Genomic DNA, 15,252 nt, shown 5'->3' with positions numbered 1-15,252 from the left:
AAATACATACCTCCTAATCATTCGCCTTGATGAATTATTGCAACCGGTTGCATTATGTGGCATCTTCCGTTGCAGTGATCGGGAAAGCTGACCCGCGTGTCCATCAAAGTAGATCGCGCGCGGCTCGGCAGGGGACGATTGCGAACCGAAGGTGGAGGAAAAAGCGTGATGAAGACCCTTATTTCAGCCAGTGCGATTGCGCTGGCGGTGACGTCGGCTGCGCATGCCGAAAAGATCGGCGTTACCATGGCTGCGTTCGACGACAACTTCCTGACAGTCTTGCGGACCGGTATGCAGGAACATGCCGCGACCATGGATTCCGAATTGCAGCTGGAAGATGCCCAGAACGAAGTCGGGCGCCAACTGAACCAGATTCAGAACTTTGTCGCCAGTGGCGTGGATGCGATCATCGTCAATCCTGTCGATACCGACGCAACCATCCCGATGACCCAGCTTGCCGAACAAGCCGGCATCCCGTTGGTTTTCGTCAATCGTGAACCCGTGAACCTGAAGCAGCTGCCCGCCACGCAGGCCTATGTCGGCTCTTTGGAAATCGAGGCCGGCAACCAACAAGGGCAACATGCCTGTGAATTGCTAAAAGCCATGGGCAAGACCGAGGCCCGTGTCGCGATCCTGATGGGCGATCTGTCAAATCAGGCCGCGCGTCTCAGGACGCAGGGCGCAGAAGACATTTTCGCAGGTGATGAATGCGGATTTATCGAAGTGGTCGAAAAACAGACGGCGATGTGGCAGCGCACCCTGGGCTCTGACATGGTGACCAACTGGCTTTCTGCAGGGCTGGAAATCGATGCGGTTCTGGCAAATAACGACGAAATGGCCGTAGGTGCCGCGCAGGCGCTGCGCAATGCCGGCGCCGATTTCGATCAGGTCGTCGTCGCTGGCGTCGATGGTACCATCGATGCCAAAGCCATGATCCAGTCGGGCGAGATCGATCACACCGTTTTTCAGGATGCGGTCGGTCAAGGACATGGCGCGGTTGACGCGGCGGTGCGTCTGGCCCGTGGCGAAGAGGTCGAACAGATCTCTTATATTCCGTTCCAGCTGATCACCCCGGAAAACCTGGACCAGTTCGCGTCCAGCAACTGATCGCGACCAGGTTGATGGCGGGGCACGGAACCAGCTTCGCCATCAATGACGGGACAGTATCATCAAGGGAGGAAGAGGATGCTCGACGCTGGCGTTGAACCCGCGCGCGAAAAGTTCACAGGGGAATTCATTCTGGAAGTGGACCATGTCCGCAAGGAATTCCCTGGGGTCGTCGCACTGGACGATGTGCAACTGCGCATCAGACCCGGCAGTGTGCACGCACTGATGGGCGAGAACGGGGCCGGAAAATCGACGCTGATGAAAATCATCGCCGGTATCTATAATCCTGATCGTGGCGAAGTCCGCTTTGCGGGCAAACCGCTTGTCATTCGCACCCCGATAGATGCGCTGAATTCGGGAATCGCGATGATCCATCAGGAACTGAACCTGATGAATTCCATGACCGTTGCCGAAAATGTCTGGATCGGCCGGGAACCGCGCAACGCGCTGGGGTTGATCGATCACGCGGCCATGAACCGGATGACGGCCGAACTGTTCGGGGAACTGAACATTCGCCTCGACGAACGCGCCATGGTCGGAGATCTGACCGTCGCACAGAAACAGATGATCGAGATCGCCAAGGCCGTCTCATATAACTCTGATGTGCTGATCATGGACGAGCCGACCTCTGCGATTACGGAAAGCGAGGTCGAACATCTCTTCCGGATCATTCGCGATCTGCGCACCAAGGGCGTCGGAATCGTCTATATCACCCACAAGATGGATGAGCTGTTCGAGATCGCAGATGAACTGACAGTTTTTCGGGACGGAAAATACATCACCACCGTCAGCGCGACCGATGTCACGCGTGACGACATCATCACGATGATGGTCGGGCGCGAAATCACCGATATGTTCCCCAAGATCGAATGCGATATCGGCGATGTCGCACTTGAGGTGCGCAACCTGACGCGCGGCGACCAGTTCCACGATGTCAGCTTTCACTTGCGCAAGGGGGAAATCCTGGGCGTCGCGGGGCTTGTCGGCTCAGGACGTTCGGAGGTTGCCGAGTCCATCTTTGGCGTCTATCCGGCCGACTCGGGTGAGATTCTTGTTGACGGCGTGCCGGTTACGGTTCGCAACCCGGCCGAGGCAATGCAACACGGCATGGCCTTCCTGACCGAAGACCGCAAGGAAAGCGGCTGCTTTCTGATCCTCGATTGTCAGGAAAACGTTCAAATGGCGCTGCTTGCCCAAGGCAAGGCAGGCCGGATGGGGTTCATAGACGGCCGCAAGGTCGAGAACCTTGTTCAAGATTATGTCCAGAAGCTGCGCGTCAAGACACCGGGCCTTGCCGAAGTGGTCGAGAACCTGTCAGGCGGCAACCAGCAAAAGCTGTTGATTGCCAGATGGTTGCTGATCAACCCCAACATCCTGATCCTTGACGAACCGACGCGCGGCATCGATGTCGGCGCCAAATCCGAAATCCATCGCCTGATCACCCAACTGGCCGCCCAGGGTGTCGCAATTCTGATGATTTCATCGGAATTGCCCGAAGTATTGGGCATGTCCGACAGGATCATGGTCATGCATGAAGGCCATGTCAGCGGCTTTCTTGATCGCTCCGAAGCCGATCAGGTCAGCATCATGCAGCTTGCGGCCAAGTAAGCGGGAGGAAGAAATCCATGACGACAACAGATCTCAACGCGGCGCAGACGCCCCGGAAAAATCGCCGCATGCCGGCCGAAGTGAACATCCTACTGGTGCTGGTCGGGATCGCCCTGCTGTTCGAAGTGCTGGGCTGGATCTTTCAGGGCCAGTCCTTCCTTGGCAACATGGCGCGCCTGAAGATCATGATCTTGCAGGTTTCGGTCATCGGCATCATTGCCGTCGGCGTGACCCAGACCATTATCACGGGAGGTATCGACCTTAGCTCTGGCTCGCTTGTGGGTGCTGTGGCGATGGTCTCGATGTCATTTGCACAGACCGGCGCATATGGCCTTGATCGTGTGCTGTATCCGGGCCTGACCGATCTGCCGGTCATCGTTCCGATCGCGATCGGGTTGCTGGTCGGGCTTGCAGCGGGTTTCGTGAACGGCTGGCTGATCGCCTATACCAAGATCCCGCCCTTCATCGCAACGCTCGGGATGATGGTGGCCGCCCGCGGTTTCGCAAAATGGTATACGAAAGGCGCGCCGATCTCATTCCCCACGGAATCCTTTGCCTTCATCGGCTCGGGCATGATGCCGGTGGTGATCTTCCTTCTGGTCGCGGTGATCTTTCACATCCTGATGAAATACACCCGCTACGGCAAGTTCACCTATGCCATCGGTGCAAATGAAATCGCCGCTCGCGTTTCCGGGATCAATGTCGAACGCCAGAAGGTGCGCATCTATATGGTCGCGGGTCTGCTGTCGGGTCTGGCCGCAATCGTTGTCGCGGCACGGGGGCAAACCGCCCAGGCCGGCATGGGCCTGATGTACGAACTGGACGCGATCGCCATGGCGGTGATCGGCGGCACGTCATTGACAGGTGGCCGCGGTTCGATCCTGGGCACGGCAATCGGCATGGTGATCTTTGGTGTCATCATCTCGGGATTCACCTTCCTGCGGCTTGACGCCTATTATCAGGAAATGATGAAGGGCGGGATCATCGTTGCCGCAGTCATCGTCGACACCTATCGCCAGAAAAAAGGCCGTAAGAGCAAATGACCATCAAGGCGCCGGAACCCGGCGCCTTTTTTCAACCATGAAAAGGAGGAATTCATGAAAACGCAACTGACCCGCCTTGCACTGGCAAGCACGATTTCAATCATGGCGGCCAGCGCCCATGCCGACACGCAGATCGGCGTCTCCATGACCAGCTTCGACAACCCCTTCCTGACCATCCTGCTCAACGGCATGAAGGAAGAAGCCGCAAATCACGATGATCTAGAGCTGCTGCTGGAAGATGCTCAACTGGATGTCCCGCGCCAGTTCAACCAGGTCGAGAACTTTATCGCCAATGGCGTCGATGCGATCATCGTCAATCCTGTCGATGGGGCCGCATCACCTCGGATGACACAGGCTGCGGTCGATGCCGGCATCCCGATCATCTATGCCAACCATCCGCCTGCCGAACATGCCAACATGCCGGAAGGGTCGTCATTTGTCGGATCAAACGAAATCGAAAGCGGCACGATGCAGACCGAAGCGGTATGCGAAATGCTGGATGGCACCGGCAACATCCTGGTTCTGGTCGGGGCATTGGAAAACGAATCCGCCATCGTCCGAACCCGCGACATCGAAGAAGTCATTGCCAAGGAACCCTGCACCGGGATGAAGATCGTCGACAAGCAGGTCGGCAACTGGAATCGGACTCAGGGCGCGGACATCACCGCAAACTGGTTGACCACCGGGATGGAATTCGACGCGATCATTGCCAATAACGATGAGATGGCCATCGGGGCGATCATGTCCCTGAAGGCTGCGGGCACGGATATGGACAAGATCGTTGTCGCCGGCATTGACGCCACGCCGGATGGTCTGGCTGCATTGCAGGCCGGCGATCTGGACGTGACCGTTTATCAGAACGCGACACGGCAGGGAATCGAATCCGTCAAGGCCGCGTTGGACATGGCCTCCGGAAAGGAAGTTCCGGGAAATATCTGGGTGCCGTTCGAGCCCGTGACACTGGAAAACATTTCAGACTTCCAGTGACGCTTACGGCGATCGAGTTCTTCTTCCTCCCACTCGATCGTCGCCTGGCGGCGGCCCTTCTGACGCAAGACCACAATGGGTCGTCGCCAACATCGAGATCAGGATCGGGCATTTCCGATGGACCGGTTATGTCGGATCAAGAACTTCGGTCCACGCGGATTGCACTCTTTTCGCATCGGGGCGAAGGCTGGCGCTGCCCGGACATCGCGTCGATGTGTTGGCGGCTGACGCAACAGGTCGAATGGATCCGCTTCCACGACCAGCTTGACTAGTTCGTGAATGCATCCACGAGGTTCAAGACCGCAAGAATTTTCCGGGTGTCGCTATCAACGCGGTAGATGTGCCGATCATCACGATAGTAGTCCCAGCCGTTACGATAATCGAGATCATATCGGCGCGGATCGCGAATGATGCGATAGTCACCGACACGCAAGATCTCACCGGCCGCGGGCTTGTAGCGGACCTCGCCTTTTCTTGCCTGACCGGGCGGAACGCATGACGGGTTTTTCTTCGCCAGCCCCGGCGGGCAATTCGCCGCATGCCGAGACGATCCACGATATTGATTCCCCTTGATCACCCGATGCGCCTGAGCGTTTTTGCCCTTGCCATTCCCCTGCCCTGAATTGGCAAAGGCCGGAAATGCCGATGTCATCGCGACGATCAACGTTGCCGTCATCAGGTTTCGGTAAGGTTTCACGACTTTGCTCCGTTTCGCATGTTGCCTGACCATAACTCGTGAAAACAGGAATGGCTGCATCAGGTCCAGAAGGTCGGCGGGGTTTTGCCAAGGGCGACGAGGCGGCAATCAGGAAACAAGGTCAAACCATCGGCCGCCAAGTTCGGCCTTGTGGGCAAACCATTCCGCCCCGGTTCTGCACCCAGCGCATATCAAGGAGGATGGAGGCCAAGCCCCGAAACCACGCAAACAACATCCGTTGCACGCTGCGGTCAATGCCGTCGTGAACGCACGCCCCACGGGATTCGCCACCAGACACCCATGCGCCGGGGTCTGATCCGTTGTGCCGAACAAAGAGGCAGGAATTCGTGTAACTAAAGATTGAGGGAGTAAGGTGCAGGATTCTGTTGCAAGGCTCCTGCGGGCCCCGCCTTACGCTGCTAGGCGCAAGGAGTTAGGTTTCGGTTACCCGAGCTGCTTACGCAGCCAGAGCGACCGGAGCACGGTTGTCGTTGGCAACTGTACAAATCGCACCGATAACGGTGGTAGCTCACCGGGACAAAGCAAACCCCTTTAGACGTTCGTCGATCCTGTTTCGGCCCCATGTTCCCCCAACGAGGGTATTTGGTGGAGCCGCCGGGTACCGCCCCCGGGTCCGATCCGCTTATTACGAGCGCGTTTATGTCCATAGTCCGGCTTGCACCGAACAGAACCGATATAGGGGTATGTCGGGCATTTCGCAAGATGGGGCATTGATCCGGCATGGCGCGAAATGGCAAGCTGCAGCGACCTGTTTCCAATACGAGATCCCGACATGAGCTGTGCTTGCGGACATCACGCCCCGACAATGACCCATGACTGCAACGATGCCGGTGCGGCGATCGAACTTGATCCGCCACTGGTCGCGCTTGAAGGCACGCTGACCTGCACCGACACAGCGCAGATGATGACGGCTCTATCCCTGCTGCCCGATCATATGAGCCTGAGCCGTGAGGAACCCGGCTGCTTGCGTTTCGACATCTGGCAGGATGAAAATCCGATGGTCTGGAACCTGTCGGAATTGTTCGTCGACGACCTCGCCTTCGAGGCGCATCAGGCCAGAACCGCCCAGAGCGACTGGGGCCGCGACGGCACCGAGCTGTTGCGTGATTTCGACCGACGGCAGGTTTTTCCCGTGCTGCGGGAAGAAACGAAGAATGACCATGATGCGATTGACCAGCTGCTCGCAGCCGCCTTCAAAGGTCAGCAGGAAGCAGATCTTGTGCGCGCCTTGCGCGATGACGGGGATCTTGCGCTGTCGCTGGTTGCGGTGGGCGCGGGACAGGTTCTGGGCCATGTCGCGCTGTCACCGATCTCGGCTGAACAACCGGCCTACGCACTTGCGCCTGTCGCCGTTTCACCCAAACTGCAATCGCGTGGCATTGGCGCAGCCCTGATCACGGCTGCCCTGGAATGGGCGGGGGTAAAACCAATCGTCGTTTTGGGGGATCCGGCCTATTACGGCCGTTTCGGCTTTGCCCCGACGGACCTTCAATCCCCCTATGCAGGCCCGAACCTGATGGCCGTTGGAAAGTTGTCGGCGGGGACGCGCATCATACATGCCCCCGCCTTTTCCGGGATTTGACGCAGGGTGTCTTAACGCTTGCGCATGGCATCCAGCAGTGCCGCGCCAAGCGCCCCTTGCCCGCCCCCCTGATCATTCTTCTGGGGTTTCGAAGGTCTTGACGATCCGCGCGGCACCTTTGGCATGGACTGATGGTCATGCCGCGCGCCGCCCTGATCCTTGCGCATCGACAGGCCAATCCGTTTTCGCGCGACATCGACCTCGGTCACACGGACCTTGACGATATCACCCACCTTGACCACCTCGTTCGGGTCTTTGACGAAACGATCCGCCAGCTGGCTGATATGCACCAGACCGTCTTGGTGAACGCCGATATCGACAAAGGCCCCGAAGGCGGCCACATTGGTCACGCTACCTTCCAGTGACATACCTGGACGCAGATCACGAATATCTTCGACCCCATCCGCAAAAGTTGCCGTGACAAAGCTGGGACGCGGATCCCGACCCGGCTTTTCCAGTTCGGACATGATATCACGGATGGTCGGCAGGCCGAATTTGTCGTCGACAAACTGATCGGCACGCAGCCCCCGCAATGCTTCTTCATCACCCATGATTGCGCGAATGTCGCGCCCGCAAGCCGCCACGATCTTGCGCGCAACGCCATAGGCCTCGGGATGGACCGAGGATGCGTCCAGCGGCTCGGCACCGTCACGGATGCGCAGGAAACCCGCGCATTGCTCGAATGCCCGCGGCCCCAGGCCCGTGACCTTCTTGAGCGCCGCGCGTGACGGGAAGGCCCCGTTCGCGTCACGATGGCTGACAATCGACTGCGCCAGCGACGGACCCAGGCCCGCGATATGGGACAGCAAGGGCGCCGAGGCCATATTCAGATCGACACCAACGGCGTTCACGGCATCTTCGACCACGGCCTCCAGCGCCTTGGTCAGCTGTCGTTGATCGACATCGTGCTGATATTGTCCCACACCAATGGATTCCGGCGGCACCTTGACCAGCTCGGCCAAGGGATCTTGCAAACGGCGGGCAATCGACACCGCGCCGCGCAACGATACATCAAGATCGGGAAACTCTTTCGCGGCCAGTTCGGATGCCGAATACACTGATGCCCCGGCTTCCGACACCACGACACGCGCCGGCGCCGGACTTTCCTTGGGCAGATGTTTCAGCACATCGCCAACCAACCTTTCGGTCTCTCGGCTGGCGGTTCCATTGCCGATGGCAATCAGCGAAACCCCGTGACGCTGAATCAGGTTCAGGATGGTGGTTTGCGCACCGCGCAGATCGTTCTTGGGCTGGAAGGGATAGATGGTCGCCGTATCAACCAGCTTGCCTGTGCCATCGACCACGACAACCTTCACGCCGGTGCGGATCCCCGGATCCAGACCCATGGTTGCCTTGGCCCCCGCAGGTGCCGCCAACAACAAGTCTTTCAGATTGCGGCCAAAGACGCGGATCGCTTCATCATGGGCACGCTTGCGCAGCTCGGTCAGCAGATCGATATACATCGTGTTGGACAGGCGCACCCGCCAGGCCCAGCCCGCCACCTTGCGCAACCATTGATCGCCCGCGCCCTGTCCAAGGGTTCCAATGGCCTGCACGACAATACCTTCGGCGCGTGCGGCCCCGGTATCAGGATCGGGCGCGATATCGATCGTGACGATTTCTTCCTTGGCTGCGCGCAAAATGGCCAGGGCACGGTGGGAAGGAATATCCGCCCATTTCTCGCGGTGATCAAAGTAATCGCTGAACTTGGCCCCGGCTTCCTCTTTTCCGGCAATCACCCTTGCGGCGATAAAAGCCTCGGCTCGCATGAACTTGCGCAGGGATCCCAGAAGCGTGGCATTCTCGGCCAGTTCCTCGACCAGAATATCGCGTGCGCCATCCAGAGCGGCCTTGGAATCGGGGACATCTCCCCCGACATACCGCCCGGCCACTTCCACCGGATCACCATCGCGCTGCTCCAGAATGGCGCGCAACAGTGGTTCCAGCCCCTTTTCGCGGGCGATCATCGCCTTGGTGCGGCGCTTGGGCTTGAACGGCAAATAGATGTCTTCCAGCGTCGCCTTTGTGTCGGCGGCGGCAATCGCACGCGACAATTCGTCCGTCAGCTTGCCCTGTTCCCGGATCGATCCCAGGATCGAGTTGCGCCGGGTTTCCAGTTCGCGCAGATAGGTCAGACGTTCGGACAGGGTCCGCAATTGCGTATCGTCCAGCCCGCCTGTGACCTCTTTGCGATAACGGGCCACGAAGGGTACGGTTGCCCCACCATCGAGAAGCTCTGCTGCCGCGCTGACCTGTGCGGGCGATGCATTGATTTCGGTCGCGATCGTGCGGGCAATGCGGGGGGCGGCGTCCATCTGGTCCTCATATGTCATGAAGAACCGCTTGTAGCGACACCGAGGGTTGTCGCCAAGATCTCAGTCCAGTTTCAGCTCGGGCATTCTGGCGGTTTCCTCGATCATGGCCTTGGACGACACGCTGTCGCGGACGGCCTGACGCAATGCACGAGACCGCCTAAGAACCCGGCGGAATGCCAGTTCGTCCAGCTCCAACAGGCTGGTCGGAGTGATCGCCGTGATCTGCGCGCGCCGTGGCCGATGTGTCAAGACACCCATCTGCCCGAACATGTCGCCCCGTCCAAGGCGCGAGGTCTGCCCGGCAATTTCCTGTTCAACGGCCCCCGACGCCACAAAAAAGACGCTGCGTGCCGGGCTGTCCTTGCGTGAAATGATCTTGCCGGCATTGTAGTATCGGGTCCGCAACACGCGGGTCAGGCGGCGCAATTCGCCTTCGTCCAGATCGGCAAATAGCGGAAACTGACGAACTAGTTCATTCTTGCGCATTGCCAGATCCAGCGCCGGACGCCCCTCGGCCCTTTGCCGGCGGCGTCCGATATCACTCATCAACGCTGTGTGCAGCTCGGCCCCGACCAGCCCGTCCTCACGCATTGCATTGTATTCATGTTCCTCAAGCCTCAGCGCGGTGCGGCGGATGAAGCGGCGTTCCAGTTCCTCGAAATATCCGGGATATTGCAAACGCAGCCCTTCCAGCGCCGTCTCGACGGCCTCGACGCGGCGGTTCAGCAATTCATGCAGCAGATCCGCCACCCGCCGGCCGTGAATCCGCCGGATGCGATTGTCGACGAAACCATGCAGGTCACGCATGATCAGGCGTTTGGCCAGCAATGCCTCGAACCGGTCCGCCGTCATGCGGGCCAGCGGCCCCGCGATATGCATCCGGTTGTGCAGGAACGCCGCGAAACGGAAGGTGCCACCATAACGCAAACTGCGCCGCGCCGCGCGTTGATAGCCATTGCGCCCGCCAATTCGCGCCCCTTCGATCAATCGGTCGACATCGGACAGGATGCGTTCGGACAGGCGCGCACTGATCGCGCGTTCACGGAACCGGGTCAGGATGGTTTCCCGTTCATGACCTGCCAGAGCGATCAATCCAAGGGTGATCCGGTCACGATCCAGAATCTGCGTGTTGTCATCAGACTCGGCGCGTGCGACGGCATCATCCAGCCGCCCGGCAAAACGCTTTGCCTCTGATCGGACGGTTTCCCGCGTCAGCTCATAGCTTTCGGCGGTGGTCGCGACCTCTTCCCGGACGGTTTGCAGCGCGACAGCAATCACCTGATTTGACAGCGCTGCATCCAGGGGCGACAACCGGTCCAGCCCCAGCTTGTTGATGACCCAGCGCAACGTGGTCCCCTGAACCATCAGGGTGAACAAGGTAAAGCCCGTGGCCAGAATACCGACCAGACGCTTGGTCTCGACCGGCACGTTCTGGCTTTCGGTAACCGCCAGCGCCAGGGCCAGCGTTACCGCCCCGCGCAATCCACCCCAAAGGATAGCCACCCGATAAGGTCGCTCGACACGCGGCGACAGGCGCAGCAACGACAACATCGGCAACAACACGAACAATATCAGCGCCCGCGCAATGAAGGCCGCGACGATCACCACAAGGATCAACGCGTAATCGCCGGGCCGGACCTCACCCATCAGTCGCGGAATCAGCAGCGCGGCGAGAATAAAGATCATCGCCCCCGCCCAATGCGCCAACAGGTCCCACACCTCACGCAGATTGGTCCAGAACGCCGGCGAAAGATGCCCCGGCCCGGCGAGGTTCAAGGTCAGCCCCGCCGCCACGACAGCGATCACCCCCGACGCACCAAACAACTGCTCTGCCCCGACATAGGCCAGATAGGGCACGGCAACCGACACCGACAGTTGCGCCAGCTCGTAGCGCCCGAACCACTGCATCAACAACAGCGCAAGACGTGCGACAAGCCCACCCATCAGGACGCCGCCACCGATCAACATCGGAAACTGGCCAAAGGCCTGACCGATGTTCGGGTTGGGCACCCCCAGCATGACATAGCTCATGAACAGGCCGAACAAGGCGATCGCAGCCGCGTCATTCAACAGGCTTTCACCCTCGATGATCCGCGCCAGCCTGCGCGGCGCCGAAAGTGATCGGAAAATCCCGACCACGGCCGAAGGATCGGTCGTGGACACGATGGACCCGACCAACAGGCAAACGACCAATGGCAGGCTGCTGATCCATGACAGCGCATATCCTATGATCAACGTCGCGGCGAAAACAGCCACGACTGCCAGGGTCAGGATAGGCACCCAGTCATCGAACATACGCCGGACATTCATCCCCAGGGTCGCCTGAAAAAGCAAAGTCGGCAGGAAGACATACAGAAAAACGTTCGACCTGATCGGCAGCGCCAGAATGGCCTCGGCCACGGGATTCAGCGCGTCAGTCAGTTCCGTTCGCAGAAAGAAGATTGCGCCGGCACCAATCAAGATACCAAGACATGCCAGGATCACGCTATAGGGCAATGACAAGCGCGCGGCCAAAGGCTCGGCGGCCGCGATGACAAGAAACAGCAATGCCGTGATCGAAATAAGAAGCGCAATATCCATAGTATTGAGATAGCGGGAAAAACCGTTCTGGGGAATATGCCCGGAACGGCTTTGCCACGCATTTTCGTGACCGGCGCCGCAATTCAGCCCTTCGCCGCGCCGGTCAAGGGCGGCCTATCCGTCGATCGGCAGATAAAGGTCGCCGCCGTCGCGATATTTCTCGGCCATTTCCGCCATGCCCTTGGCGCGCGCTTCTGCCCGAATATCGTGGCTGATCTTCATCGAACAGAATTTCGGTCCGCACATTGAACAGAAATGGGCAACCTTATGCGCCTCTTTCGGCAAGGTCTGGTCGTGGAATTCACGGGCCGTATCGGGGTCAAGTGACAGGTTGAACTGATCTTCCCAGCGAAACTCGAAACGGGCGCGCGACAATGCATCGTCGCGCAGCTTCGCCGCCGGATGCCCCTTGGCCAGATCCGCAGCATGGGCGGCGATCTTGTAGGTGATGACCCCCGTCTTCACATCATCCCGATCCGGCAGGCCAAGATGTTCCTTGGGCGTGACATAGCACAGCATCGCGGTGCCGAACCAACCGATCATCGCCGCACCGATGGCGCTGGTGATGTGATCATATCCGGGTGCGATATCCGTTGTCAGCGGTCCAAGCGTATAGAACGGAGCTTCGCCGCAATGGGCCAGTTGCTTGTCCATGTTTTCCTTGATCTTGTGCATGGGCACATGGCCCGGCCCCTCGATCATCACCTGGCAATCCTTGGCCCATGCGATCTCGGTCAGCTCGCCCAATGTCTCCAGTTCGGCAAATTGCGCGGCATCGTTGGCGTCGGCGATTGATCCAGGACGCAATCCGTCCCCCAGACTGAAGCTGACATCATAGGCCCGCATGATATCGCAGATTTCATCGAAATGTTCATACAGAAAGCTTTCGCGGTGATGGTGCAAACACCATTTGGCCATGATCGAACCGCCGCGGCTGACGATGCCCGTTACCCGATCGGCAGTCAGGTGAATGAAGGGCAACCGCACCCCCGCGTGAATGGTAAAGTAATCGACCCCCTGTTCGGCCTGTTCGATCAGCGTGTCGCGAAACACCTCCCATGACAGGTCCTCGGCAACGCCGCCGACCTTTTCCAGCGCCTGATACAGGGGAACCGTGCCGATCGGCACCGGGCTGTTGCGGATGATCCAGTCACGGATGTTGTGGATATTGCGCCCGGTCGACAGGTCCATGACCGTATCCGCGCCCCAACGCGTCGCCCAGACCATCTTTTCGACCTCTTCCTCCATCGACGAGGTGACGGCCGAGTTGCCGATATTGGCATTGATCTTGACCAGAAAGTTGCGCCCGATGGCCATTGGCTCGATTTCCGGGTGATTGATATTGGCGGGAATGATCGCGCGACCGCTGGCGACCTCCTGACGGACGAATTCGGGGGTGACAAAATCGGGAACGGCCGCGCCCCAATCCTGCCCATCGCGAAGCAGCTTTTCCTTGGCGGCGCGCCGGCCGAGGTTTTCACGAATGGCAACGAACTCCATCTCGGGGGTCACGATCCCGGCACGCGCATAGGCCATCTGGGTCACGGCCCGGCCCTTCACCGCACGCATGGGTTGATGACGGATCGGAAATTCAGGTGTCAGCCGTTCACCCGACACAAAGCCGTTATCCTCGGGTCGAACCTCGCGGCCCGCATAGCGTTCGACATCCTGACGCGCCGAAATCCAACCCTCGCGAAGCCGCGCCAGCCCCGACGAAATATCGATCACCGAATCTGGATCGGTATAGGGCCCCGAGCTGTCATAGACGGTAACCGGCGGTTCCATCGCGGAAACATGCAACTCGATTTCACGCATCGGAACCCGGATTTCAGGGTGAAGCATCCCCGAATGCCAGACCTTGCGCGATGCCGGCAAAGGGCCGGTGGTGATTTGCGGAATAGGTTTTTGATCGTTCATGCGCGTCTCCTCAAGCACAACTCGAAAAGACCCGAGATGAAGCATGAGGCAGAAAGCGACCGATGCGGCCTGATACGGCCGCAATGGCCCAAAGAACGCAAGGCGCCCCCCGGTCTTCCTACGCCAGTCTCAACTGGGTCAGGTTCAAAGGGTCGCTTCACCGCGGGTCGCCCCGCCAATCAGCCTCTCAGTCCCTTGGGCGGGACTCCCCTGACGTGACGCAAGGTTTCCTATCGCGCTGGCGGTGTCAAGCATTGCATTTTCTTGCCACCCAAGTAGAAAAAGCAGACAAACCTGTCTAAAAAGACCGTTTTCTTTGCGACAGCACTAATTTAATTTTTGCGTAAGTAATTCTGAACCAGTGAGCTTTTTCAATGCCAACGACTTTCCCTGAACAGGTCTGGACCATCGATCCATTCGCCCCGCCGGCGGCAGGAACCATCCTCACCGTGTCTCAGGTGACGCTGACGGATAATGATGATGACAACGATATCGAAGGCAATACCGGCGACCAGCTGAATGGCGAGGACATCGTCCAGTCATGGCCGGGCGACACCATTACGGTCATTCTGCCCGGTGGCGCAACGCAAACCATTACCGGAATCACCTTTGAAACGGCGGGTGGAACGGCGTATTTCACACCGACCGACGGCACCATTCTCGAAGATTCCGAACTGGTCAGCACCACTTTCGTGGACACCGAAGGCCCGGTTGACCGCACTGATCTTGTTCCGATCTGCTTTACACTCGGAACACGCATGACCGCAGCTGACGGAACGCAGGTGCTGATCGATGACCTCAAGGCCGGCGACAAGCTGCTGACCACGACCGACGGAATCGAAGCGGCCCGCACGATCCGCTGGATCGGTCAACGCAAGCTGGATCGGGCAGAGCTGGAATCCAACTACAAACTGCTTCCGGTGCGCATCACGACAGGCGCTCTGGGTCCCAACCTGCCCCATCAGGATCTTGTCGTGTCCCGCCAGCACCGGATGCTGGTGCGCTCAAAGGTCGCCCAACGCATGTTCGGCGAAGAAGAGGTGCTGGTTTCGGCTGTCCGGCTTTGCCCCCTGCCCGGCATTTATGTCGATGAGCAGGTCGAAAGCGTCACCTATGTGCACCTGCTGTTTGACGATCATGAAATCGTCACCGCAGAAGGCTGCGCCACCGAAAGCCTGTATACCGGTCCCGCGGCATTACAGGCGCTGTCCCCCGAAGCACGCGAGGAAGTGCGGGCGATTTTTCCCGAACTGAAGTCGCGCGACTACAGGCCGGCACCTGCACGAATCATCCCGAAGGGCAGCCGTCAGAAGCAGCTTATCAACCGGCACGCGGCCAACAATATCCCGTTGCAGCTTGATTAGATCCCGGTTGGGGGTGCCCTGGAATCTGAAC

The 15,252-nt window shown here is 59.0% G+C and carries 10 protein-coding genes and 1 other RNA gene; 6 read left to right on the top strand and 5 right to left on the bottom strand.

The genetic code is table 11. The features are described from left to right. Nucleotides 1–168 precede the first annotated feature (168 nt). The 4 genes from PAF17_RS05770 (at nt 169) to PAF17_RS05755 (ending at nt 4,745) form a co-directional block, all read left to right on the top strand. A complete protein-coding gene (locus PAF17_RS05770) occupies nt 169–1,107 on the top strand; it encodes a sugar ABC transporter substrate-binding protein (RefSeq protein WP_271888138.1) in 939 nt (312 codons plus the stop codon). 78 nt (nt 1,108–1,185) lie between these two features. Beyond that, on the top strand, nt 1,186–2,715 hold the full coding sequence (locus PAF17_RS05765) for a sugar ABC transporter ATP-binding protein (RefSeq protein ID WP_271888137.1): 1,530 nt from the start codon (nt 1,186–1,188) through the stop codon (nt 2,713–2,715). Nucleotides 2,716–2,732: 17 nt separating this feature from the next. Further along, on the top strand, nt 2,733–3,758 hold the full coding sequence (locus PAF17_RS05760; RefSeq protein ID WP_271888136.1) for an ABC transporter permease: 1,026 nt from the start codon (nt 2,733–2,735) through the stop codon (nt 3,756–3,758). Between the two features lie 54 nt (nt 3,759–3,812). Then, nucleotides 3,813–4,745, top strand: coding sequence for a sugar ABC transporter substrate-binding protein (locus PAF17_RS05755; protein ID WP_271888135.1), 933 nt, complete (start codon nt 3,813–3,815; stop codon nt 4,743–4,745). Nucleotides 4,746–5,013: 268 nt separating this feature from the next. Here the strand turns inward: PAF17_RS05755 and PAF17_RS05750 are convergent, their stop codons facing one another. Further along, nucleotides 5,014–5,442 (bottom strand): hypothetical protein, encoded by a 429-nt coding sequence (locus PAF17_RS05750; protein ID WP_271888134.1) that lies wholly within the window; start codon nt 5,440–5,442, stop codon nt 5,014–5,016. Nucleotides 5,443–5,814: 372 nt separating this feature from the next. Beyond that, nucleotides 5,815–6,168: a transfer-messenger RNA gene (gene ssrA, locus PAF17_RS05745) on the bottom strand. Nucleotides 6,169–6,235: 67 nt separating this feature from the next. Here ssrA and PAF17_RS05740 point away from each other — a divergent pair. Beyond that, nucleotides 6,236–7,045 (top strand): GNAT family N-acetyltransferase, encoded by an 810-nt coding sequence (locus tag PAF17_RS05740; protein WP_271888133.1) that lies wholly within the window; start codon nt 6,236–6,238, stop codon nt 7,043–7,045. 11 nt (nt 7,046–7,056) lie between these two features. On the opposite strand, the gene PAF17_RS05735 is transcribed toward PAF17_RS05740, so the two are convergent. The 3 genes from PAF17_RS05735 to thiC all read right to left on the bottom strand — a co-directional run bounded on the left by PAF17_RS05735 (nt 7,057) and on the right by thiC (nt 13,857). Further along, entirely contained in the window at nt 7,057–9,360 is a 2,304-nt protein-coding gene (locus tag PAF17_RS05735; protein WP_271888202.1) for a Tex family protein, read from the bottom strand. 60 nt (nt 9,361–9,420) lie between these two features. Continuing rightward, nucleotides 9,421–11,940 carry a cation:proton antiporter gene (locus PAF17_RS05730; RefSeq protein WP_271888132.1) on the bottom strand — a complete coding sequence of 840 codons (2,520 nt, stop codon included), beginning with the start codon at nt 11,938–11,940 and terminating at the stop codon, nt 9,421–9,423. Nucleotides 11,941–12,054: 114 nt separating this feature from the next. Beyond that, nucleotides 12,055–13,857 (bottom strand): phosphomethylpyrimidine synthase ThiC, encoded by a 1,803-nt coding sequence (gene thiC / locus PAF17_RS05725; RefSeq protein ID WP_271888131.1) that lies wholly within the window; start codon nt 13,855–13,857, stop codon nt 12,055–12,057. A 374-nt stretch (nt 13,858–14,231) separates the two neighbouring features. On the opposite strand from thiC, the gene PAF17_RS05720 reads away from it, so the two are divergent. Beyond that, nucleotides 14,232–15,221: a Hint domain-containing protein gene (locus PAF17_RS05720; protein ID WP_271888130.1), complete on the top strand. Its 990-nt coding sequence runs from the start codon at nt 14,232–14,234 to the stop codon at nt 15,219–15,221. The last annotated feature ends 31 nt before the right edge of the window (nt 15,222–15,252 follow it).

This window comes from Paracoccus onchidii (genome assembly GCF_028294535.1).
GTDB lineage: Bacteria > Pseudomonadota > Alphaproteobacteria > Rhodobacterales > Rhodobacteraceae > Paracoccus > Paracoccus onchidii.
The sequence above is the reverse complement of the archived record's forward strand: the minus strand, read 5'-3'. Positions and strand labels throughout refer to the sequence as shown.

What these genes read in the sequence shown, in the direction of transcription:
- PAF17_RS05770 (WP_271888138.1), top strand. Translation starts at nt 169, where the DNA reads ATGAAGACCCTTATTTCAGCCAGTGCGATTGCGCTGGCGGTGACGTCG.
- PAF17_RS05765 (WP_271888137.1), top strand. Translation starts at nt 1,186, where the DNA reads ATGCTCGACGCTGGCGTTGAACCCGCGCGCGAAAAGTTCACAGGGGAA.
- PAF17_RS05760 (WP_271888136.1), top strand. Translation starts at nt 2,733, where the DNA reads ATGACGACAACAGATCTCAACGCGGCGCAGACGCCCCGGAAAAATCGC.
- PAF17_RS05755 (WP_271888135.1), top strand. Translation starts at nt 3,813, where the DNA reads ATGAAAACGCAACTGACCCGCCTTGCACTGGCAAGCACGATTTCAATC.
- PAF17_RS05740 (WP_271888133.1), top strand. Translation starts at nt 6,236, where the DNA reads ATGAGCTGTGCTTGCGGACATCACGCCCCGACAATGACCCATGACTGC.
- PAF17_RS05735 (WP_271888202.1), bottom strand. Translation starts at nt 9,360, where the DNA reads ATGGACGCCGCCCCCCGCATTGCCCGCACGATCGCGACCGAAATCAAT.
- PAF17_RS05730 (WP_271888132.1), bottom strand. Translation starts at nt 11,940, where the DNA reads ATGGATATTGCGCTTCTTATTTCGATCACGGCATTGCTGTTTCTTGTC.
- thiC (WP_271888131.1), bottom strand. Translation starts at nt 13,857, where the DNA reads ATGAACGATCAAAAACCTATTCCGCAAATCACCACCGGCCCTTTGCCG.
- PAF17_RS05720 (WP_271888130.1), top strand. Translation starts at nt 14,232, where the DNA reads ATGCCAACGACTTTCCCTGAACAGGTCTGGACCATCGATCCATTCGCC.